Origin of the sequence: Sphingosinicella sp. CPCC 101087, from assembly GCF_004151485.1 — a bacterium.
In the GTDB taxonomy this organism is placed as follows: Bacteria; Pseudomonadota; Alphaproteobacteria; order Sphingomonadales; family Sphingomonadaceae; genus Allosphingosinicella.
The window spans coordinates 108,912-130,503 of the sequence record NZ_SBFF01000001.1; the positions used below are offsets into that span (position 1 = coordinate 108,912).

Genomic DNA, 21,592 nt, shown 5'->3' on the forward strand with positions numbered 1-21,592 from the left:
GCGCGAAGCCGCCGCGTTCACACCGCTGCGAGATCCAGCCCGATGTCGACGGCGGGCGCGGACTGGGTGATCCGACCGACAGACACGTAAGTGACTCCGGTCGCCGCCGTCTCGCGGATCGTTTCGAGAGTCACGCCGCCGCTCGCTTCCGTGGGCACCCGTCCGGCGACCATCGCCACCGCCTCGCGCAAGGCGGCCACGCCCATATTGTCGAGCAGCAAATGGGTCGCGCCGGCGGCGATGGCCGGCTCGATCTGGTCGATGCGGTCGACCTCGACGATGATCCGAGCGATCCCAGCCTCGACCGCCCGGGATACCGCCTCGGCGACGCCGCCGGCCACCGCGACATGATTGTCCTTGATCATCGCGGCGTCGTCGAGCCTCATTCGGTGGTTCTGCGCGCCACCCATCCGGGTGGCATATTTTTCCAGTAGACGAAGACCGGGAATGGTCTTGCGCGTGTCGAGCAGCACGGCGCCGGTGCCGGCGATCGCCTCGACATAGCCGCGCGTCGAGGTGGCGACCCCGGATAGATGCTGGAGCGTGTTCAGCGCCGAGCGCTCCGCGGTGAGCAATGCGCGGGCCCGGCCCTCCACCCGGAGCAGGACGTCGCCCATCTCCGCCGTCGCTCCGTCCTCGACCCGGCGCTCGATGAACGCTTCGGGATCCAGCGCCCGGAAGAATCCCTCGGCGACGGGCAGGCCGGCCACAACGATCGGCTCCCGGCTGCGCATGACTCCCGAGAAACGCGCTTCGGCCGGAATCACGGCGGAAGAAGTGATGTCGCCATGATCGCCGAGATCTTCGGCAAGCGTGTCGGCGACGAATCGGTCGAGATCGAAGCGGTCGAGGCGGAAGGTCACGCTTGAGCGCTTAGTGCCTGATCACGGGTGGTGGAAGCGCCTCTCGCTTGCCCGCTCGGCTCAAAGGCTGCCGTGGCCAGGCTCAGGCCGCAACCGCCGACGCGGCGACCTGGACCGGCCGGAAATCCGGCTTTGCCTGACGCACCGGCTGCAGACGCGGTGGAAAAGGCGGCGGAGGAGCGGCGGCTTCCGGATTGTGCGCCAGGTCGAGATAATAGCCGGCCATCATATAATGGGCCCGCGCCGCCTCGGGGTGGCTGGCGGCTTGGGCGGCCCTGATCTCCTGCTCGGCGCGAATCCTAAAATAGGATCGCTCGTCGTCCAACACCTTCCGCACGCACACCCTTTCGAGACCTTAACGTTCGTTGGAACGCGCCCTTTGAAGGGCGGTTCCGGCGTTTCGACCGGGCAGAAACTCGTCCAGCCGCATGGCCCTCCAGATCGAGATTGGCACGTGGGCAACCGGAACGGCGCCGGTTCGTTTCGGAGCGCGAACGTAGCGACCGTTCTGGAGACGCGACATGAAGAGATACGCCTATCTGTGGATAACCCTTACCTTTTTCCTGGTGTCGATCGGCCTGCATTGGCTGTTCGGCTGGTACGCCTATCTCGACGAGGCCTCGCAGCATGGCCAGTCGCCCGAAATGACCTCCTATCTCGTCGAGATGGGGCGGGACACGTTCGAGAACTGGCAGTCCGAGTTCCTCCAGCTGATCTGGCAGGTCGTCGGCCTGGCTTATTTCCTCTATGTGGGCTCGCCCTCGTCGAAGGAGAATGACGACCGGCTGGAGGCCAAGGTGGACGCCCTGCTTCGGATCAATGGCGGCGCCGATGCGCAGGCGCTGATCGAACGCATCGACCGCCATTACATGCGGACCGGCGGACATGCGCACCCGCACGGGCACGACAGCGACGTGGCGAGCAAGAGCGGAAGCGACGTGAAGCACGTCGCCGCCGGATAGGAAGCGGTTCACGGGGAAGTGGATCCCCCCGTCTCGTCGATGACGTCGAGGACCGCCTCGGGCGCGACGTCCCGCTCGAGCTCCGTCACCTCCTCGTCGGCGGCATCCTTGATTCCGAGCCGCTCGCCGATCGCATGGACCATGCGAACCAGCCTCGTCACTTCATGCTCGGCCAGGAGGTTGATCTGGAGATCGAGATCGTCGCGGCGGTCGGCGGCTGCCATCATCCGGTTCTGGCTTATCAAGACGAAGGTGGACAGGAAGATCGCCTCGACGGAGGCGACCATGGCGAGCATTACGAAAGTGGGATCCCATGGCGAGAGGCCCGGCACCCAGCCCAGGTTGGCGAGGATCCAGACGCCGTAGACCACCAGGTGCAGGTAAACGAAGCGCATGCTCCCGGTGAATCGGGTGATGGCGCCGGCCAGCCTCTCCTCGAGCGGGGCCCTTGCCTGCTCGGCGCGCCGACGGTCGCGCATCGCACCGATGTTGCGAAGCAGCGCCCGGTTCAGGCTTTCCGGGCCCGGCGAAGGGAGCGTCGGCCCTCCATCGGCCGGGGGGTCGGATCGGAACGGCTGGAAGTCGGCCGGCATTCTCCGGCAACGCTGGGACGGTCCTTATGTTGCCGCGGCAGCATGATCCCCGGCGAACACCGGACGTCCGACATCACCCTTTCCAACCGTATGGGCGGCCATTTCGAGCATCCGGTCGAGCGACGTCTTCGCGGCGAGACGGAGCCCCTCCTCTATCTCGATGCGGGGCTGGAGGTCGCGCAGGGCGACGTAGAGCTTCTCCAGAGTGTTGAGCGCCATGTAGGGGCACATGTTGCAGTTGCAGTTGCCGTCGGCTCCGGGGGCGCCGATGAACGTCTTCCCGGGCGCCGCTTTCTCCATCTGGTGGATGATGTGCGGCTCGGTCGCGACGATCTGCACCGGCGACGGCGAGGCAAGCGCGAAGCTGAGGATGCTCGACGTCGATCCGACATGGTCGGCATGGTCGAGAATGTGCGCCGGGCATTCGGGATGAGCGAGCACAGGCGCGCCGGGATGCTGCGCCTTGAGCTTGAGCAGCTCGGTCTCCGAAAAGGCCTCGTGGACGATGCAGACGCCCGGCCAGAGCAGCATGTCGCGGCCGGTCTTGCGAGCGAGCCAGCCGCCGAGATGCTTGTCGGGACCGAAGATGATCTTCTGGTCCTTCGGGATCTGGCTGAGGATCGTCTCCGCGGACGAGCTGGTGACGATGATGTCGGAGAGCGCTTTCACCTCGGCCGAGCTGTTGATGTAGGTGAGCGCGATATGGTCCGGATGGGCTTCCCGGAACGCCTTGAACTGATCGGGCGGGCAGCTGTCCTCCAGGCTGCAGCCGGCGTCCATGTCGGGCAGGACGACGATCTTGTCCGGCGACAGGATCTTGGCGGTCTCGGCCATGAAGCGCACTCCGCAGAAGGCGATCACGTCGGCATCGGTCGCCTGCGCCTTGCGTGCCAGATCGAGGCTGTCGCCGACGAAGTCGGACAGATCCTGGATCTCCGGCGTCTGATAATAATGGCCGAGAATGACCGCGTTGCGCTCCTTGCGAAGCCGGTCGATCTCCGCGCGGAGATCAAGGCCCTTGAGGGTGAGATTGGGTGCGTTCATGTCAATTCCCCGTTCGCAGCGCGGGCCGGCCGCCCGCCTGCCTGTCCCGCACGGCCTCGTCGACGCGCCGCGGCCTATCGAGGAAGACGCCTACCTCTTGCCCTGCCGGGTCTACGAACCGTACTGCCACGCTGGCGTCAATCCCCGCAGTGCGAAGCGGAATGGCGAAACTCCTCGCCACGACCCGCATCGCCGTTTCTCGCGCCAGCTCCATCGGCGTCCGTTCACGGGCCTGGCGCATCAACTCTTCCCGGGCGCTCCGGCGGTTGGCCTGATCGAGCGTCCGTTCGGCATCGGTGAGCGCCAAGACGATGCCGCCTTCCGAATATTCCCGAACTCGACCGAAATCGATGTCCGGCCCCGAAATTTCAAGAGGGGGCAGGGTCACGGTGAGTGTCCGCGTAGCCGAGTCCCAAGCCAGGTTTTCGCGGCGCAGGCGCGCCAGGTCGACGCCGTAGCGGACGGTCCCAGGCATGATCAGGGTCTTGCGGGCGGTGAGGCCGAGCCGGGTCTCACGGGCGGTAACCACCGCGACGAAGCGGCCGACGAAGGTCGTGAGTCGGCCCTGATCCCTTACCGAGAGCAAGGCGACGTCAGCGATTGCGGCCGCGTCGGGCACCGCCGCCGTCATAGGCACCTCGGCCGGAGGCTCTTCGCGCGGACGCAGAGCGAAGCCGATGAGGGCGCCGAGCAGCAAGGCAAGGAGCGGCGGAACGAGGAGCAGCAACCTCAGCCGGCGAGCGCCCATTCCTCACCCTCCGAGCGCACCAGGCCGCGCCGCTCCAGGTCGATGAGATGGGCGAGCACCGATCGCGCCGCTGCCGGATGCAGTCGCGGGTCGACCTCGCGATACATCGCCTCGACCATTGCGGAGATCCGGCCCTCCCCCGCCTCCAGCCGGGCGATGATCTGCTTCTCGCGCATCCGGCGATGGCCCACCAGCGCGCGGACATGGGCCTGCGGATTGTCGACGGCGGGTCCGTGGGCGGGAAGATAGAGCCGGTCGTCGCGGACGCGCAGCCGATCGAGGCTCTCCATATACAGGGTCATGTCTCCATCGGGCGGCGATACGACCGTCGTCGACCAGCCCATCACATGATCGCCGGTGAAGAGGATTCCCGTTCCGGCAAGTGCGAAGCAGAGATGGTTGGAAGTATGGCCCGGCGTCGCCACGGCATCGAGCGCCCATCCCTCCCCTTCCAGCCTTTCGCCCTCGCCGAGGACTCGATCGGGCCGATAATCGAAGTCGAAGGCCGCATCGGCGCGCGGCCCTTCATCGTCGATCGCCAGCGGCGCGCAACCGACGATCGGCGCGCCGGTCGCGGCGGCGAGCGGCCGGCTGGCCGGACTATGGTCGCGATGGGTGTGGGTGCACAGTATCGCCGCGATCCGTCGCCCGCGTGTGGCGGCTAGAATTGCCTCGACATGCGCCTCGAGATCCGGTCCCGGATCGATCACTGCTACCTCGCGGGTGCCGATCAGATAGGTCTGGGTACCGGTGAAGGTGAAAGGCGACGGATTGTCGGCGAGCAGCCGGGCTACGCCCGGCGCGACCTCTTCGGCGCGATCATGAGGGGCAGCGTCCATCGCGCGAGCGATGCGCCGCCGTCGCCGCCCCGGTCAAGGGCAGCGATCCGCCCGCCCCGATTCGGCGCCGCGCCTGAACGCGCGCCGGGTGTCGGCATCTCTTACACCACCGGCAAAGGTAAATTCACGTTCACCTTGAAAAGCAGCGGTTTTCTGCGACTTGCATTGACTGGCACGGAGCGTGTAAGATTGTCCGCGTCCACAGTTCCACTCATTGGGCGGGCTAGCGCACTTTCCGGTCGCGCGGCCCGCCCTTAATTTTTTCAGCTGAGATGCCCTTCCAGATAAAGCGTGGGCGCCGAAGCTCCGCCGCGGCCGGCCTTGGTCGGGAGGACGAACGGCGCAGGCTGCCGTGACACAGGCGGCCGGGCGGTCAGGCCTTGGCGATCTGCTTCTCGTCGATGAGCTGCTGCAGTTCGCCTGCCTCGAACATCTCCATCATGATGTCCGAACCGCCGACGAACTCGCCCTTCACGTAGAGCTGGGGAATGGTCGGCCAGTCCGAATAGGCCTTGATGCCTTGTCGGATCTCCGGATCCTGGAGCACGTCCACCGTTTCGAACGGCACGCCGAGATGGTCCAGGATCGCGATGGCGCGGCTCGAAAAGCCGCATTGCGGAAACAAGGCCGTTCCCTTCATGAACAGAACGACGTCGTTATTCTTTACAATCTCGTCAATGCGCTGGCTTGCGTCGGTCATTTCCGAATACTCCTTCATTCCGGCACGGCGGTGGTGAGCTTCAGCGCATGAAGCTCGGTGCCCATCCGGCCGCCCAGCGCCTCGTAGACACGCTGGTGCTGCCTGACGCGCGGCAGCCCCCTGAAGCTTTCGGCGACCACGCGCGCTTCATAATGGTCGCCGTCGCCGGCCAGGTCGACGATCTCGACCCTCGCATCGGGAATGCCCTGGCGGATCAGGGTCTCTATCTCGTCGGCCGGCATCGGCATGTTCGTCTCAGCTCTGCACTTCGATGAAGTGGCGCCGCGCCTCCACCGTCTTATGCTCGAGCGCCTGGCGGATCGCCGCTTCATCGACCTCCACTCCGGCCGAAGTCAGGTCGCCGAGCAGCTTGCGGATCACGTCCTCGTCGCCGGCCTCCTCAAAATCCGCGCGGATGACGTCGCGGGCATAAGCGTCGGCTTCCGCCTCGGTCAGCCCCATCTTCTTCGCGGCCCACTGGCCAAGCAGCCGGTTACGGCGCGCAATAACCTTGAACTGCATTTCCTGATCGCGGGCATATTTGCTCTCGAATGCCCTCTCGCGGTCGTCGAACGTGGTCATGGCGGTCCTTTGCTGATGTGTTGCTGAGATAGGCGGAGGGACCCGCGCGTGCAACGGGCCTCTGTCGCCTCCGAAGCGTTGGGAGCCGAGGGTCACACGGTGACGACGAGCTTTCCTACCGCCTTGCGGGAAGCCATGTGGGCGATCGCCTCGGCACCGCGCTCCAGCGGCCAGGTGCGACTGACACGGGGCGCGATCCGCCCTTCCGCCCAGAGCCGGAACAAAGTCCTGACATGTTCGGCATTCGCCTGCGGATCACGGGCAGCGAAAGCGCCCCAGAAGACGCCGCGCAGGTCGCAGCTCTTCAGCAGCACGAGATTGAGCGGCAACCTAGGAATTCCGGCGGGGAAGCCGATCACGAGCAGGCGCCCCTCCCAACCGAGCGCTCGAACCGCCGCCTCGCTATAGTCGCCGCCGACCGGATCGTAGACGAGGTCGGCGCCGTTCGGCCCGACCGCTTCCTTGAAGGCAGCAGCCAAGGCCTTGGCGCCTTCCTTGTCGAAGGGCCCGCGCGGATAGACGAGGGTTTGGTCCGCACCGGCTTCGCGCGCCGCCTGCGCCTTCTCCTCGGACGAGACGGCGGCGATCACCCGTGCGCCGAAAGCCTTGCCAAGCTCGACCGCAGCGAGCCCGACCCCGCCCGCAGCGCCGAGCACGAGCAGGGTCTCCCCTTCCTCGAGCCGCCCGCGGTCGAGCAAAGCGTGAATCGTCGTCGCGTAGGTCAGGATCAACGCGGATCCTTCCTCAAAGCCGCGGTCGGGCGGCAGCGCAAGGGCCGAGGCAGCGGGCACCAGCACCTTCTCGGCAAGCCCGCCATGGCCGATCATCGCGATCAGCCGGTCGCCCTCGGCCCAGCCCGTCACGCCTTCCCCGACCGTCTCGATCTCGCCGGCAACCTCCCCGCCCGGCGCGAACGGCCGCGGCGGCCTCGACTGATATTTGTCCTCGATGATCAGCACGTCGGGATAATTGATCGCGCAGGCGCGCGCCCGGACGAGGAGCTGCCCCGGACCGGGCACCGGATCCTCGACCTCGCTGAACTCGAGCGTGTCGGGACCGCCGGCACTGCGCGACAGCAGGGCTTTCATCGCGCCGCTTCCGGGAACGGCGGCAACTTGGCGACGTCTGCGGCTTCGTGCTGGATGATGACCCGCGCGCCGAGATTGCGAGCGATTCGATCGAACCGGTCCATGCTTGCGAGCGAATCCGCGCGATCGTGATTGAACGGCGGTACTCCGCGATTCTCGACCTGTTCGGTGAAATGATAGATGTCGCCGGTGAGCAGGACGGGTCCGGAGGCGAGCCGGACGAGAAGTGCATTGTGCCCGGGCGTGTGGCCCGGCGTCTTCAGCAACATGACGCGGCCATCCCCGAACACGTCGTGATCGGCGGTCAGCGCCTGGACCTTACCGTCGCCGGTCAGCCAATGGGCGAGCGCCTCCGCCGAATCCGCATCGGGCGGACTGGGCAGCCGTAGCAGCTCGAGATCGCCGGCCCCCATCAGCAACCGCGCCTGAGGGAAATGCCGCGCCTGGCCGGTATGGTCGAAGTGCCAGTGACTGATTCCTATAATCTCGATCTGCTCGGGCCGAACCCCGATCTCACGCAGCTGGTCCACGAGACTCCGGCGCAGGCTCAGTGTCTGTTGCGCGTTGCTGAACCCGCCGCCGATCAGCGCATCGGTGAGGCCGGTGTCCCACAGCATGTAACGATCGCCGTGGCGGATGAGATAGCAGCTGCCGACGACAGTCTTCGGGCCGGCCGGATATTGGTACGTATCGGAGAAGAAGGCGCCATATTGGTTGATGACGATCTCGCCGCAGTCGAGCCTCCACAGCGCAAGCTCAGGCGGCGTCGCCTGCTGCGCCGAAGCGGGTCCCGTGTTCGCCAGAGCCAGCAGCGCCAGCATCACCATCCTACCCAACAGGCGCATCTTCACCCCCTTTTGCTTCCGCGGAGCGGTTTGCCCGATCATGCCCTCTGCGCATCCTCGCATGCAAGGACTCGTTCCTTCGGCGAGACATAGCCGGGGTCGTGGACGAAAGGCAGATCGCGGCCGCCATCGAGCGCCTCCAGCACCGCAGCGAAATCGGTGCGGCAGCGGAAGCCGAGCTCCCTCTCCGCGCGTGCGGGGTCGTAGACCCGGTCGATATGGGCGGGCAGCGACCAGCCGGCGCGCGCATAGAGCTCCGCCGCCTGCGGGAAGTGACGGGCGATGACTGCGGGCGCGTCCTCGATCAGCGCCTCCACCTCGTCGGGCGAGAAGGGCGTCGGCGCGGAAACGACGAAGGTGCCGAACCCGATCCGCGGCGCCCCCGCAAGCGCCGCGAGATGCGCCTCGGCAGCATCCTCGACGGTGAGGCGGCGGTTCAGGAATTCGTTCGCCTTGATGTTGGAACCGTCAAGGTGACGATGGGTGTCGTCCTCCTCGGGGAAGAACCGAGCGGTGCGGAGCACGACCACGGCCAGTCCGTCCTGCCGGTGCGCGAGCCGGCACAGATGTTCAGCGGCCAGCTTGGTGATTCCATAGATGTTGCGCGGCTCGAGCGGACCGAAATTCTCGTCCATCCAGGCGGCGCGCCGGGCGCCGCCGCCCTTGCCGTCCCGCACCGCGCGCGAGACCATCAGGGACGTGGTCGACGTGAAGACGAACCGGTCATTGCCTGCGGCCGCGGCCGCCTCGAGCAGGTTGAGCGTGCCGGTGACGTTCACGTCGACGAAGGCGCGCGCCGGATAGCGGGCGATGTCCGGCTTGTGCAGCGCGCCGGCATGGATGACCGCATCGATGCCCCGCTCGGCGAAGATCCGGTCGATCAGCGGCCGGTCGGCGACCGACCCGAGGATATGGGTGTCAAGACCGGGAGCGACGTCGAGGCCGACCAGGTCATGCCCTTCCTCGCGCAGCCTCGGGGCCAGGAAACGGCCGAGCCAGCCGGACGAGCCGGTCAGGAGAATGCGCATCATCGCCTCCCGCGGAGGGCCGGGGAGAAGGCACCCCCGATCATCAGACCCGGACGGGGGTAGCCAGCCCTTCGTAGCGGGCTGTCGTCTTCGCCGCCACTTCCTCCTCGGTGACTTCGGGCGCCAGCTCCACGAGCCGGAACGGGCTGTCATGGTCGGGGCGCTGGAACACGCACAAATCGGTGACGATCATGTCGACCACGTTCTTGCCGGTGAGCGGCAGCGTGCATTGCGGGATGAACTTGGGATCGCCGTTCTTCGAGACATGCTCCATGACGACGATGATCTTCTTGACGCCGGCGACGAGATCCATCGCGCCGCCCATTCCCTTCACCATTTTTCCGGGAATCATCCAATTGGCGATATCGCCGCCTTCGGAAACCTCCATCGCGCCGAGCACGGTGAGGTCGATATGGCCGCCACGGATCATCGCGAAGCTGGCGGCGGAATCGAAATAGCTGGACGAGGGCAGCTCGCTGATCGTCTGCTTGCCGGCATTGATGAGGTCCGGATCGACCTCGTCGTCATAGGGGAAGGGCCCGATGCCGAGCATTCCGTTCTCCGACTGGAGCGTCACCTCCATGCCCGCCGGAATATTGTTGGCGACCAGCGTCGGAATGCCGATGCCGAGATTGACATAATAGCCGTCGCGAAGCTCCTTGGCCGCGCGGGCGGCCATCTGGTTGCGGTCCCAGGGCATGTTCAGTCTCCTTGTCTCCGGTTGAAGCGGTCGAACGCCCGCTTCGACGATTCGAAGGCTTCTGGCGACACGTCTTCCGAAATTGGCATGAGATCGCAGGCTGTCTCGATCGCCGAGCGGCGTTCGAGCTGCCAATCCGAAAAAGGTCCTGCTGCGAGATGCTGCGGGACGGTGGGCGCTGTCGCCAGACTGTTCGCTAGCGTGATGCGAGTTTCTCGGATGGAATCCTCGTAGACGGCCATCCCCGTTCTTTGGATTTCTCGGGTGATGCGAGTTCGATAGGGTCCGTCGAGGGTGATTGGAGTCGACCGCCCATGCAGGAGTTCCCTCGGCACGATGGCGCGCATCGCTGACACCAGATGCTGACGAAATGCCGGCCAATAGCGGTCAATGGCTCCTCGGCGGGCATCGCGGACCAGGAGACAGCCACGCTCCAGGCCGACTCGCATGAGCTCCTGACGCATGGCATCGTCACCGAAGATCGCGTCGGTGATCGCCCGCCTGAGGAGGAATTCGTCGCCACCCATTCTGGCGACCTCATCATCGGTGGGAGCTCGGATCTGCCACGCCATAGCGGCGAAAGGCGAGGTCAAGGTCAGTATGACTGCGGCAGCGACTATGATTCGCCGGAAGCGCATCTCACTCCCTCTCGCCAGGATCCGACCACCGCCGGTCCTGCGGGAAAATGTCGTCGAAGCCGCCACGCAGGCCGGGGCCGTAGACCGGATTGGACAGCATGAACCAGCCATTCCCCCACAGGCCGGCGAACGGCCCCTCGACGGCGGCGCGGCGCCGCTCGCCTACCGGCAGCGTGCGGGCGTTGAAGAGGTCGGAAAAATCGCCGAGTTGGTCGCCCGCCATGGCGATCACGCACCAGCGTCCCGCGACCGCAGCTCGGCGCGGGTCCTTGCCCGATCCCGGCGCGATGTCGCCCTGCAGGAACAAGGTCTCGCCGTGGCGGGCCGGGCCGAGGCCGGCGAAGTCAAGCGCCGCCTCGGTGTGCGCCGCGTTGGCGGCCTGGCGGTTGCTGTTGAAGATCACCTCGATACCGGCGGCGCGGATGGCCCGCAGCGCTTCGACCGCACCCGGCATCGGCGCGACCGACCGTTCGCCGGTCCGTTCCCACCGATTCCAGGCAGCGGAATCGAAGCTGCGGCCGCGCACCGCCTCGTCATATTCATAGCCCAGATTCTGGATCGCCGTCTCGTCGACGTCGAGCATCACAGCGAGCGGCTTTCGGGCGCACGGCACGAAGCGCGGGCTCGCCAAGGTCGAGCCCTCGGCAAGAACCACGCTGTCCGCCGGGCGCGCCCGGGCCGAACGGAGGACATGGTCGCGCAGGGCACGATAGGCCTGGAGGCTCGCCGTCCCGCCTTCGCCCGATCCAAAGAGCCACTGCATGGCCGGCGGAACCGTCGTCGCGGCGGCGGTGGCCGGCGCAGCGCGAGGCGTGGAAGCCGGAACCGTCGCGCAGCCGGAAAGCGTAAGCAGCGCCAATATTCCGGCGAAGGCGGGGGACCGGTTTCCGAGTCGCACTGGGCGCCGACTTTCGCCGGAGCACGGCTTGCCGTTCACGCCGCCTCCCGCTGCCGGGTCGTGCGGAACTCGATCTTCTTGTCGTAAGGCGCGCCGAGAATCAGCCTTTTCGCATAGATGCTCGGCAAATGGATGCAGTCCGGGTCGAGCGTTCCGACAGGGACGATCTCCTCGACCTCGGCGACGCACAGCTTGCCCGACGTCGCCATCGGCAGGTTGAAGTTGCGCGTCGTCTTGCGGAACTGGAGATTGCCGGCCTCGTCGGCACGCCAACCCTTCACGATGGACAGGTCGGCCCGGATTCCCCGCTCCAAAATGTAGGTCTCGCCGTCAAAATCCTTATGCTCCTTGCCTTCGGCCACGATCGTGCCGACTCCCGTCTTCGTGTAGAAGCCGGGAATGCCGGCCCCGCCGGCACGGCAGCGTTCTGCGAGCGTTCCCTGAGGGCAGAACTCGACCTCGAGCTCGCCGGCCAGATATTGCCGCTCGAACTCCTTATTCTCGCCGACGTAGGAGGAGATCATCTTGCGGATCTGGCGGGTCCGCAGCAGCTTTCCCAAGCCCTCATTGTCGATCCCCGCATTGTTGGAGACGACCGTCAGGTCCTTGACCCCGCTGTCACGAATCGCGTCGATCAGCCGTTCCGGGATCCCGCACAGGCCGAATCCACCCGCGCAGATGGTCATTCCGTCGAACAGGAGGCCGTCGAGCGCCGCTGCAGCGTCGGGATAGATCTTCTTCATGAACCGCTCCCTTGGATAGGGAGCCGATAGTCAAGCGAGGCGGGTGCGGTCAAGCGAACCTGAATCAAGTTTCAACTTCGCTCGACCGGCCCGGTCAGCCCTGCAGCTTCGCAAGCACGCCCTGCAGCTGCATCGCGTTCGACATGTCGCCTTCGACCTTGAGCTTGCCCTGCATGAAGGCGGTCATCGCATCCAGCTTGCCGTCCTTGATGTCCGACCAATCGGCCCATTCCACCTTGATGGCGGTGTCGGCCGGGCCGTCTTCCTCGGTGACCTGCTGGGCAGCGCCGTCGAGCATGATCACGCCCGCGCTGCCGAAGTCGAGCTTCACGCGCTTTCCGGGCACGAAGGCATTGGCCTCGTTGAGCTTGGCCGCCATCTCGCTCTTTTCCATTTTCATTCTCTCCCAACTGAGGTCCCCTCCCACTGGCCTCCCTCGCAGCTCCCGGTCAAGCGCGAACAGCGGAGCCTCGATCCCGCGGGATACGAACCCTATTGGATTCCCCGCGCGGAGGTGCTTAGGGCTTGCCATGGCGGACAAGCGAAGCGGCGGGCGGATCCTGGTCGACAACCTGGTCGCACAGGGGTGCGACCGCATCTTCACGGTGCCCGGCGAGAGCTTCCTTGCCGTCCTCGATGCCCTGCACGACACGCCGGCGATCGACCTCGTCGTGTGCCGGCAGGAAGGCGGCGTCGCCTATATGGCCGAGGCCGACGGCAAGCTGACGGGGCGGCCCGGAATCGCCTTCGTGACGCGCGGCCCCGGCGCGACCAACGCGGCGATCGGAGTCCATGTCGCCTTCCAGGATTCGACGCCGATGATCCTGTTCGTCGGCGACGTGGCCCGCGGCGACCGCGACCGGGAGGGATTCCAGGAGGTCGACTTCGCCGCCTTCTTCGCGCCTCTGGCCAAATGGGTCGGGCGGATCGACGATGCCCGGCGGATCCCCGAATTTGTCGCCAGGGCTTGGTCGACGGCGATGTCCGGCCGACCGGGGCCGGTCGTGCTGGCGCTTCCGGAAGACATGCTCAGGGACGAAGTGGAGACGGTCGACCGGCCCCGCGTGCCGCGCTTCTGCCAGGCCGCCGATCCGATGGCGGTCGGGGCGCTAATGGACCTGCTCAAGGATGCGGTGGCGCCGGTCGCGATCGTCGGGGGCGCCGGCTGGTGCGCCGGGGCATCCAACCACTTCCGGGAGTTCGCCGAACGGATCGGCATTCCGGTCGCCGTCGCCTTCCGGCGTCAGGATGCCATCGCGAACGACAGCCCGGTCTATGCGGGCAATCTCGGCTACGGGCCGAACCCGAAGCTGGTCGATCGGATCAAGGCGGCCGACCTCCTGCTCGTTGCCGGTCCGCGGCTCGGCGAGGCGACGACCGACGGCTACACATTGATCACGCCTGACCATCCCGACCAGCTGCTCGTCCACGTCCATCCCGATCCGGAAGAGCTGGGACGCGTCTACCGCACCGATCTGCCTATCTGCGCCGACATGTTCGAATTCTCCGAGCTTTGCAGCGACTGGGAAGAGGAAGTCATCGACTTTTCGAACGGGATCGAAGCGCATCGCGACTGGCTCGACTGGAGCACGCCCAAGCCGAGCGGGGCCCGGCTCGACCTCGCCTCGGCCGTCGCCGCGATGCGCGAACGGCTGCCCGCCGACACGATCATCTGCAACGGCGCCGGCAATTTTTCAGGCTGGTGGCATCGCTTCTGGCATTATGGCCCCTGCCCCAGCCAGCTGGCGCCGACCAACGGGTCGATGGGCTATGGGCCACCCGCGGCGGTGGCCGCGGCCCTCCGCTGCCCGCAGCGCCAGGTGGTGGCGGTGGCCGGAGACGGCGATTTCCTGATGAACGGGCAGGAGATGGCGACCGCCGTCCGATACGGCGCCAATCTGCTCATCCTGGTCATAGACAATGGCAGCTACGGAACGATCCGGATGCACCAGGAGCGCGAATATCCCGAGCGGGTGGTCGGAACCGACCTGGCCAACCCGGACTTCGCGGCCCTGGCTCGCGCCTATGGCGCGTGGGCCGAAACGGTCGAGCGGACCGAGGATTTCGCGCCCGCGCTCGACCGGGCCCTTCAGGAACAGGGAGTAAAGCTCCTCCACCTCAAGACGGAAGTCGAGCAGATCACCGCTGCCACGACGATCGCGAAGATCCGGGAGAAAGCGCGCCGCTGACCGAAGGAGAGATGATGTGGCAAGGACCGAGTTTCGATCCGTGGACGACTATCTCGCCGCCCAGCCGGAACAAGCGCAGTCGATTCTCCAGCAGGTGCGAGAGGTCATTCGCAAGGCGCTGCCCGAAGCGGAGGAGCGAATCGCCTATCAGATCCCGTCCTACCGCCAGCATGGCACCACATTGATCTTCTTCGCGGGCTGGAAGGCGCATTACTCGATCTATCCGGCCTCCAGCGGGCTGGTCGAAGCCTTCGCCGAGGCGCTTTCGCCTTATGTGATCAGCAAGGGGACGATCCGCTTTCCCTACGACGCACCGATTCCCGAGGATCTGATCGGACGCCTCGCCGCCTTCCGCGCCGAGGAGGTGGCCGCGGTCGCACAGGCGAAGCCGTCGGCGCGAAGCAGAGCGTAGCGAGCGCGGCGCTGTAACGCTCGACACAATTTTGCGGTCTGCGCGGCATCGTCCCGACACCTGGCACGACGAAGGAAGGCGCTCCGTGCGGCCCCGGCCGCTCACGCTTTTCAGGGAGAAGCTTTCGTGGACCAGGACCGTCTCGTCTGGCCGCGCAAGACGCGCGAACTGTTCAACCACCACATGGACTCGACGGCGTGGAACGATTTCCGCTTCCGCGACGACGACGTCATCGTTGCCACCTACGCCAAGTCGGGGACTACCTGGACCCAGCAGATCGTGAGCCAACTCATCTTTGCGGGCGCCGAGGGCGTTCCGGTTCACGAAATCTCACCCTGGCTCGACCTCAGGATCATGCCGCCCGACACCAAGGCGACGCTCGAGGCGCAGCAGCATCGGCGGGTCATCAAGACGCATCTGCCGCTCGATGCCCTCACCTTCTCGCCGCGCGCCAAATATCTCTACATCGCCCGGGACGGCCGCGACGTGGTGTGGAGTTTCTATAATCACCACAGCAACGCCAATCCGCTCTTCTACGAGCTGATCAACAACACGCCCGGCCGGGTCGGGCCGCCAATCGAGCGGCCGGACCCCGACATCAGGCGCTATTTCCGCACCTGGCTCGAGAGAGACGGTTACCCCTTCTGGTCCTATTGGGAGAATATCGCGACCTGGTGGGCGGCACGCGAGGTCCCGAACATCCTGCTGATCCACTTCAACGACCTCAAGACCGACCTGGAAGGCGAGATGCGGCGGATCGCGCGCTTCCTCGGCTGCGACATCGCCGAAGAGCGTTGGCCAACGATCCTCCACCATTGCTCCTTCGACTATATGAAGAGCCATGCCGCCAGCGTCGCTCCGCTCGGCGGCGCGATCTTCGAGGAGGGCGCCGGCACGTTCATCAACAAGGGCGTGAACGGCCGCTGGCGCGACGTGCTTTCGGCCGAGGAGATCGCTTCCTATGAGCGCATGGCGGTCCGCAAGCTCGGCCCCGAATGCGCCGAGTGGCTCGCCCGCGGCACCCGCGCCGCTCCGGATGCGCCGTCGCGGGATCTCGCCGCCTGAGTGGGGCCGGTCAGAGTCCGAACGGGTAGGTCTCGTCTTCGCCTGGGCGCTGCTCGACCGGCAGCGGCGTCACAGCCTCGGTCTCGTCGAACCAGACCCAGGCGTCGAATTGCATCGGCAGAATCGCCTCGGCATAATGGCTCCAGCGTTCCGTCTCCGGGCGGTAGATGACGCCGATGAAGCGCTCGAGTCGCGGCTCCATCAGCGCCTCGCGCAGCTCGCCTGGCCCGCGCAGGTCGAGCAGAAAGCGCGGAACGCCGCTGTCGTGGCTCAGCCGCTCATAGCTGCCCGGAAGCGCTGGCCGGACCGCCTTGATCTCCATCGGGCGGTCCCAATCGGTGGCGGCGGCAACGGTGCCGCTATGGGTGCCGAACCCGACCAGGCGGGCTTGCTCTCCGAAGCGCTCCTTCACCAGCTGCCCGATATTCAGTTCCTCGCGGACCTGACCCATTTCCGTATAGGCGGCGTTGCCGATATGGCTGTTGTGGGCCCACACCACGGCCTTCGCTCCCGGGCCCTTCGCCTCAAGCAGCTGGGAGAGGGTTTCGAACATGTGGGTATCGCGCAGGTTCCAGCTCTCCGCCGCGCCCCGGTACATGGCGCGGTAATAGCCCTCCGCATTCTTGACCAACCGCGCATTGGCGGCGGCGTCCAGCCATTCCTCGCCGTCGAGGGCGGCATATTCCAGGCGCTTGCGCTGGAGCTCGCGCAGCATCTCGACGACACCATCCTCGCAGCGGGCATAGCCCTCGCTGATCGCAAGCTGGCCATAGAGCGCCGGATTGCGGCTCCAGGGCTGAAGGCACCCGTAGCGCTCGCGCGCCAGCGCGGCCGCGTCGGGATCCACGTCGTCGAGATAGTCGATCACGGCGCGGATCGAGCCACCGAGATTGTAGAGGTCGAGCCCGTAGAAGCCGACCATCTCTTCCGCATAGCGCCCCTCATTGCAGGAACGCAGCCGGCGAATGAAGGCGTCCACGTCGGTGTTGCGCCACATCCACGTCGGGAAGCGCTGAAACGGCGCATCCTCAGCGGACGCGCCCTCCTCCTCCCTCGCTTCCCGATGGCGGATGTAGCGATCGACAAAGGCCGCGTCGGGCCAGTCGGCCTCGACCGCGACAATGTTGAAGCCATGGTGGCGCACCAGTCGCTCGGTCACGAGTGCCCGCGCGCGGTAAAATTCGGACGTACCGTGGCTGGCCTCGCCCAGCAGGACGACGCGCGCATCGCCGAATCGATCGAAGGCGGCGGCGAAATCCGGATCCTCGAAATCGGGCAGGATCTCGGCGGCCTGGTTGATCCGCTCCTCGATCGAGCGTGGCCGCGGCCGGCCGGATTCGCGGCTCGTGTCGCGCCAGCCATGCTCGCCGATCAGCGGCACGAAGCGCACCGGGCCGAGATCCTCCTGTTCGAAATCGTCTTCGGCCGTCCGGGTGACCTTGACCAGATTCTGGACCGCCGACGGCTCCCCGACCGGCATGACCAGCGTGCCGCCGATCGACAATTGACGAAGCAGCGCTTCGGGGACGTGGCTGCCGCTGGCGGCGGCGACGATCGCTTCATAGGGCGCCTCCGCAGACCAGCCCTTCGAACCGTCGCCCTGGACGATCTCGACATTGTCGTAGCCCAGGCGCCTCATCCGCGAAGCCGCGATTTCGGCCAACTCGCCATGCCGCTCGATCGCCACCACGCGATCGGCGATCCGCCCCATCACCGCGGCGGCGTAGCCGGAGCCGGCGCCGATTTCGAGCACCTTGTCTCCGGGGGCCACCTCCGCCGCGTCGATCATCAACGCGACGATATAAGGCTGGGAGATGGTCTGGCCGGCCTCTATCGGCAGCGGCGAATCCTCATAGGCCATGGCCGCCATGTCGGCGGGAACGAATTCATGCCGAGGCACTTCGCGCATCGCGGCGAGGAGATGCCGGTCGGCGATGCCGCGCGCGGCAATCTGCCGGACCACCATCTGCTCGCGGGCCTGGGTGAAGTCGGCCATGAAAAGCCTCCCTTCCCCAAGAACCTGCCGAGGCGAGAGACGTTCCGATCGTGCGACGGGCGCCGTCGCGCTCCGATCTGGCAGAGGCGGTCGCCCAGCTTCGCGGCGCGACGGGGCGCCTGCCGCGGCTGCGGCGACGGTATGCGGCTCACGCCTGAGCGGACCTGGTCGAAGGTGAAGCGGCGACGGGTTGGCGCGCTGACCTGGCCTGGGGCCGGACCTAGATCAGCCCGGCGAGCGGGCTCGACGGATCGGCGTAGCGGCGCTGGCCCATCCGGCCGGCGAGATAAGCGAGCCGGCCGCTTTCGACGGCGAGCTTCATCGCCCGGGCCATCCTCACGGGATCCTTGGCCTCGGCAATGGCCGTGTTCATCAGCACGCCGTCGCAGCCCAATTCCATCGCCACGCTGGCATCCGACGCGGTGCCGACGCCTGCGTCGACCAGCACCGGGACCGTCGCTCCTTCAACGATCAGCCGGATCGTGACCCTGTTCTGGATGCCGAGCCCCGATCCGATCGGCGCGCCCAGCGGCATGATCGCCACCGCGCCGGCCTCCTCGAGCTGCTTCGCGGCGATCGGATCGTCGACGCAATAGACCATGGGGAGGAAGCCCTCCTTCACCAGGATCTCGGTCGCCTTCAGGGTCTCGCGCATATCGGGATACAGCGTTCTTGCCTCGCCGAGCACCTCGAGTTTCACCAGATCCCATCCGCCCGCCTCCCGCGCAAGGCGAAGCGTGCGGATCGCCTCGTCGGCGGTGAAGCAACCGGCCGTGTTCGGCAGATAGGTATAGCGTTTGGGATCGATATGGTCGGTCAGCAGCGGCTGGCTCGGGTCCGAGATGTTCACTCGGCGCACCGCGACCGTCACGATCTCGGCGCCCGATGCCTCGACCGCCGCCGCATTCTGCTCGAAATCCCTATACTTGCCGGTGCCGACGATCAGCCGCGAGGTGAAGCGGCGGCCCGCAACTTCCCATCCGTCCGTCACGTTCAGCCTCCGCCCACGAACGTGACGATCTCAAACTCGTCGCCATCCTCGACCATGACGTGGCCCAGGGTCGACCTGGGAACGATTTCCAGGTTGCGCTCCACCGCCACCTTGGCCGGCTCAAGCCCGAGTTCGAGGGCCAGCTCGGCCACCGTCATTCCGGCGCGCACCCTGCGATGCTCCCCGTTCACTCGGATCGAGAGCGTGCCGTCCTGGATCATGCCTACCTGCCTTGCCTTTGCGCTTGCGGGACGGGCGTCATATAGGGACCTGAAATGGCGACGCCACCGCTCATCTACGTCCTCAACGGACCGAACCTCAACCTGCTCGGGCTGCGGGAGCCGGAAATCTACGGATCCGATACGCTCGACGACATCGCCGAGCGGCTCGAGGAACGTGCCGGAGCGCTCGGTGTCAGGCTCGAGATCCGCCAATCGAACCATGAAGGCCATCTCGTCGACTGGCTGCACGAGGCGCGCCTGCAGGGGGCGAAGGCGGTCATCATCAATGCCGCGGCATTCACCCATACCTCGGTCGCGCTGCACGATGCGGTGAAGGCCATCGGACTACCGGTGATCGAAGTGCATTTGTCCAATCCGCAGGCGCGCGAGCCGTTCCGGCACCACAGCTATATCGCGTCGGTAGCGCGCGGAACCATCGCCGGCCTGGGTGCGCTGGGCTACGAACTGGCTCTGGACGCGGCCGCTCGTCTCTGACAGTGAGCGCGCGGTTTGCCGACGGGCCCGATCGAGAGGCCGTCCGCTGCACCCGAGGGCACCGGCGACCAACAGGGGTAATGAGGATTCGATGAGCGAAGACAAGCGTTCCGACGACGCGATGCGGGTCGATACCGGGCTGATTCGCCAGCTCGCCGACTTGCTTGCGGAAAAGGATCTCAGCGAGATCGAAGTGGAGGATGGCGAGCGGCGTGTGGTGGTAAAGCGCAAGCTCACCGCCGCCGCCCCTGCCGTGGCTGCGGCTCCAGTCGCCGCGGCGGCGGCACCCGCGGTGGCGGCACCCGCTGCCGCTCCGGCCGACGCTGTCCAGGACGCCGCGAGCCATCCAGGCGCGGTCAAGGCGCCCATGGTCGGGACCGTCTATCTCTCCTCCGAGCCGGGCGGGCCCCCCTTCGTGTCCCCCGGGGCGACCGTCGCGGCCGGCGATACGCTGCTGATCGTGGAGGCGATGAAGGTCATGAACGCCATCCACGCGCCCAAGGCGGGAACGGTGAAGCAGGTCCTGGTGCAGGACGCGCAGCCGGTCGAGTTCGACCAGCCGCTGGTGATCATAGAGTGACGGCGGTGGCGGCCCACTGACATGGCCATCCAGAAGGTCCTGATCGCCAATCGCGGCGAAATCGCGCTTCGCATCCACCGCGCCTGTCACGAGATGGGCATCCGGACGGTCGCCGTCCATTCGACGGCGGACACCGACGCGATGCACGTCCGCCTCGCCGACGAGACGGTCTGCATCGGGCCGCCGCCGGCCGGCGAGTCCTATCTGAACATCCCCAACATCATCTCGGCCGCCGAAATCTCGCACGCCGACGCGATCCATCCCGGCTACGGCTTTCTCTCCGAAAATGCCCGCTTCGCCGAAATCGTCGAAAGCCACGGCATCATCTGGATCGGCCCGAAGCCCGAGCATATCCGCGTGATGGGCGACAAGGTCGAGGCCAAGCGGACCGCCGCCAAGCTGGGGCTGCCGCTCGTGCCGGGTTCCGACGGGCCGGTCGAAGGGCCGCAGGAAGCGCGGGCCGTAGCGGCGCAGACCGGCTATCCGCTCCTAGTCAAGGCCGCGTCAGGCGGCGGCGGACGCGGAATGAAGATCGTCCGGTCCGAGGCCGAGCTCGACAGCCAGATGGCGCAAGCCCGCCAGGAGGCGAAGGCCGCGTTCGGCGACGACACCGTCTATATCGAGAAATATCTCGGCAATCCGCGTCACATCGAGTTCCAGGTGTTCGGCGACGGCAACGGGAACGCCATCCATCTCGGCGAACGCGACTGCTCGCTGCAGCGCCGCCACCAGAAGGTGCTGGAGGAGGCGCCCTCCCCGGTCGTGACGCCCGAGCAGCGCGAGCATATGGGCGGGCTCGTCGCGAAGGCGATGGCGGACATGGGTTATCGCGGCGCCGGCACCATCGAGTTCCTCTACGAGAATGGCGAGTTCTTCTTCATCGAGATGAACACCCGCCTTCAGGTCGAGCATCCGGTTACCGAGGCAATCACCGGGCTCGACCTGGTGCGCGAGCAGATCCGGATCGCCGACGGCGAGCCGCTGACCTTGCGCCAGCAGGACGTCGAGTTTCGCGGCCACGCCATCGAATGCCGGATCAACGCCGAGGATCCTCAGACCTTCGCCCCCTCTCCAGGCCTGGTCAGGCAGTTCCACGCCCCGGGCGGCCTGCATGTACGGGTCGATAGCGGTCTCTACTCCGGCTATCGGGTACCGCCTTATTACGACAGCATGATCGCCAAGTTGATCGTGTGGGGCTTTACCCGCGACGGCGCGATGCGGCGGCTTCGCCGGGCGCTGGAGGAGTTCGTCGTCGACGGCGTCAAGACCACGATTCCGCTCCACCAGGCGCTGATCGAGGATCCCGAGTTCCAGCGCGGCGACTATACGATCAAGTGGCTGGAGGAGTGGCTCGCGCGCGAGGAATGAACCG

25 protein-coding genes and 1 pseudogene are annotated in these 21,592 nt (G+C 66.3%); 7 read left to right on the forward strand and 19 right to left on the reverse strand.

Annotated features, from left to right (window positions below):
* Positions 1-17: 17 nt before the first annotated feature.
* Positions 18-863, reverse strand: coding sequence for a carboxylating nicotinate-nucleotide diphosphorylase (nadC, locus tag EKM57_RS00500; protein WP_129790512.1), 846 nt, complete (start codon positions 861-863; stop codon positions 18-20).
* Between the two features lie 82 nt (positions 864-945).
* A complete protein-coding gene (locus tag EKM57_RS00505; RefSeq protein ID WP_129790513.1) occupies positions 946-1,200 on the reverse strand; it encodes a hypothetical protein in 255 nt (84 codons plus the stop codon).
* A 184-nt stretch (positions 1,201-1,384) separates the two neighbouring features.
* On the opposite strand from EKM57_RS00505, the gene EKM57_RS00510 reads away from it, so the two are divergent.
* Complete coding sequence (locus EKM57_RS00510) at positions 1,385-1,825, forward strand: DUF6766 family protein (protein ID WP_129790514.1); 441 nt, start codon at positions 1,385-1,387, stop codon at positions 1,823-1,825.
* An 8-nt stretch (positions 1,826-1,833) separates the two neighbouring features.
* Here EKM57_RS00510 and EKM57_RS00515 read toward each other — a convergent pair whose 3' ends face one another.
* The 15 genes from EKM57_RS00515 to EKM57_RS00585 all read right to left on the reverse strand — a co-directional run bounded on the left by EKM57_RS00515 (position 1,834) and on the right by EKM57_RS00585 (position 12,671).
* Positions 1,834-2,418, reverse strand: coding sequence for a DUF1003 domain-containing protein (locus tag EKM57_RS00515; protein ID WP_129790515.1), 585 nt, complete (start codon positions 2,416-2,418; stop codon positions 1,834-1,836).
* Positions 2,419-2,442: 24 nt separating this feature from the next.
* Positions 2,443-3,462, reverse strand: coding sequence for a quinolinate synthase NadA (nadA, locus tag EKM57_RS00520; protein WP_129790516.1), 1,020 nt, complete (start codon positions 3,460-3,462; stop codon positions 2,443-2,445).
* Between the two features lies 1 nt (position 3,463).
* Positions 3,464-4,210 carry a DUF4230 domain-containing protein gene (locus tag EKM57_RS00525; protein ID WP_129790517.1) on the reverse strand — a complete coding sequence of 249 codons (747 nt, stop codon included), beginning with the start codon at positions 4,208-4,210 and terminating at the stop codon, positions 3,464-3,466.
* A complete protein-coding gene (locus EKM57_RS00530) occupies positions 4,192-5,049 on the reverse strand; it encodes an MBL fold metallo-hydrolase (RefSeq protein WP_129790518.1) in 858 nt (285 codons plus the stop codon). The genes EKM57_RS00525 and EKM57_RS00530 overlap by 19 nt, the downstream gene beginning before the upstream one ends.
* Before the next feature lie 373 nt (positions 5,050-5,422).
* The gene (grxD, locus tag EKM57_RS00535; RefSeq protein WP_129790519.1) at positions 5,423-5,749 is read right to left on the reverse strand and encodes a Grx4 family monothiol glutaredoxin; all 327 of its coding nucleotides are present in this window, start codon (positions 5,747-5,749) and stop codon (positions 5,423-5,425) included.
* 14 nt (positions 5,750-5,763) lie between these two features.
* A complete protein-coding gene (locus tag EKM57_RS00540) occupies positions 5,764-5,997 on the reverse strand; it encodes a BolA family protein (RefSeq protein WP_129790520.1) in 234 nt (77 codons plus the stop codon).
* A 7-nt stretch (positions 5,998-6,004) separates the two neighbouring features.
* Positions 6,005-6,331 carry a DUF1476 domain-containing protein gene (locus EKM57_RS00545; protein WP_129790521.1) on the reverse strand — a complete coding sequence of 109 codons (327 nt, stop codon included), beginning with the start codon at positions 6,329-6,331 and terminating at the stop codon, positions 6,005-6,007.
* 92 nt (positions 6,332-6,423) lie between these two features.
* A complete protein-coding gene (locus EKM57_RS00550; RefSeq protein ID WP_206185239.1) occupies positions 6,424-7,419 on the reverse strand; it encodes an NADPH:quinone oxidoreductase family protein in 996 nt (331 codons plus the stop codon).
* Positions 7,416-8,264: an N-acyl homoserine lactonase family protein gene (locus EKM57_RS00555; protein ID WP_129790522.1), complete on the reverse strand. Its 849-nt coding sequence runs from the start codon at positions 8,262-8,264 to the stop codon at positions 7,416-7,418. The genes EKM57_RS00550 and EKM57_RS00555 overlap by 4 nt, the downstream gene beginning before the upstream one ends.
* Before the next feature lie 38 nt (positions 8,265-8,302).
* Entirely contained in the window at positions 8,303-9,292 is a 990-nt protein-coding gene (locus tag EKM57_RS00560) for an NAD(P)-dependent oxidoreductase (RefSeq protein ID WP_129791011.1), read from the reverse strand.
* A 43-nt stretch (positions 9,293-9,335) separates the two neighbouring features.
* On the reverse strand, positions 9,336-9,992 hold the full coding sequence (locus EKM57_RS00565; protein ID WP_129790523.1) for a CoA transferase subunit B: 657 nt from the start codon (positions 9,990-9,992) through the stop codon (positions 9,336-9,338).
* A gap of 2 nt (positions 9,993-9,994) precedes the next feature.
* The gene (locus tag EKM57_RS00570) at positions 9,995-10,564 is read right to left on the reverse strand and encodes a hypothetical protein (RefSeq protein ID WP_129790524.1); all 570 of its coding nucleotides are present in this window, start codon (positions 10,562-10,564) and stop codon (positions 9,995-9,997) included.
* A gap of 67 nt (positions 10,565-10,631) precedes the next feature.
* Complete coding sequence (locus tag EKM57_RS00575; RefSeq protein ID WP_129790525.1) at positions 10,632-11,528, reverse strand: 5'-nucleotidase, lipoprotein e(P4) family; 897 nt, start codon at positions 11,526-11,528, stop codon at positions 10,632-10,634.
* A 35-nt stretch (positions 11,529-11,563) separates the two neighbouring features.
* Positions 11,564-12,271 (reverse strand): CoA transferase subunit A, encoded by a 708-nt coding sequence (locus tag EKM57_RS00580; RefSeq protein ID WP_129790526.1) that lies wholly within the window; start codon positions 12,269-12,271, stop codon positions 11,564-11,566.
* A 94-nt stretch (positions 12,272-12,365) separates the two neighbouring features.
* Positions 12,366-12,671: an SCP2 sterol-binding domain-containing protein gene (locus tag EKM57_RS00585; RefSeq protein WP_165357128.1), complete on the reverse strand. Its 306-nt coding sequence runs from the start codon at positions 12,669-12,671 to the stop codon at positions 12,366-12,368.
* Between the two features lie 130 nt (positions 12,672-12,801).
* On the opposite strand from EKM57_RS00585, the gene EKM57_RS00590 reads away from it, so the two are divergent.
* The 3 genes from EKM57_RS00590 to EKM57_RS00600 all read left to right on the forward strand — a co-directional run bounded on the left by EKM57_RS00590 (position 12,802) and on the right by EKM57_RS00600 (position 15,937).
* Positions 12,802-14,460, forward strand: a complete 1,659-nt coding sequence (locus EKM57_RS00590; protein ID WP_129790528.1) for a thiamine pyrophosphate-binding protein — start codon at positions 12,802-12,804, stop codon at positions 14,458-14,460.
* Positions 14,461-14,476: 16 nt separating this feature from the next.
* Positions 14,477-14,872 carry an iron chaperone gene (locus EKM57_RS00595; protein WP_129790529.1) on the forward strand — a complete coding sequence of 132 codons (396 nt, stop codon included), beginning with the start codon at positions 14,477-14,479 and terminating at the stop codon, positions 14,870-14,872.
* A gap of 126 nt (positions 14,873-14,998) precedes the next feature.
* The gene (locus EKM57_RS00600) at positions 14,999-15,937 is read left to right on the forward strand and encodes a sulfotransferase domain-containing protein (protein ID WP_206185240.1); all 939 of its coding nucleotides are present in this window, start codon (positions 14,999-15,001) and stop codon (positions 15,935-15,937) included.
* A 10-nt stretch (positions 15,938-15,947) separates the two neighbouring features.
* Here the strand turns inward: EKM57_RS00600 and EKM57_RS00605 are convergent, their stop codons facing one another.
* Both EKM57_RS00605 and thiS read right to left on the reverse strand, forming a co-directional pair.
* Entirely contained in the window at positions 15,948-17,933 is a 1,986-nt protein-coding gene (locus EKM57_RS00605; RefSeq protein WP_129790530.1) for a protein-L-isoaspartate(D-aspartate) O-methyltransferase, read from the reverse strand.
* 220 nt (positions 17,934-18,153) lie between these two features.
* Positions 18,154-19,145 (reverse strand): annotated as a pseudogene (gene thiS / locus EKM57_RS00610) (sulfur carrier protein ThiS).
* A 54-nt stretch (positions 19,146-19,199) separates the two neighbouring features.
* Between thiS and aroQ the strand changes: the two are divergent.
* The 3 genes from aroQ to accC all read left to right on the forward strand — a co-directional run bounded on the left by aroQ (position 19,200) and on the right by accC (position 21,588).
* Complete coding sequence (gene aroQ / locus EKM57_RS00620) at positions 19,200-19,640, forward strand: type II 3-dehydroquinate dehydratase (protein ID WP_129790533.1); 441 nt, start codon at positions 19,200-19,202, stop codon at positions 19,638-19,640.
* 91 nt (positions 19,641-19,731) lie between these two features.
* A complete protein-coding gene (gene accB / locus EKM57_RS00625) occupies positions 19,732-20,220 on the forward strand; it encodes an acetyl-CoA carboxylase biotin carboxyl carrier protein (RefSeq protein ID WP_243450833.1) in 489 nt (162 codons plus the stop codon).
* A 21-nt stretch (positions 20,221-20,241) separates the two neighbouring features.
* A complete protein-coding gene (accC, locus tag EKM57_RS00630; protein ID WP_129790534.1) occupies positions 20,242-21,588 on the forward strand; it encodes an acetyl-CoA carboxylase biotin carboxylase subunit in 1,347 nt (448 codons plus the stop codon).
* The last annotated feature ends 4 nt before the right edge of the window (positions 21,589-21,592 follow it).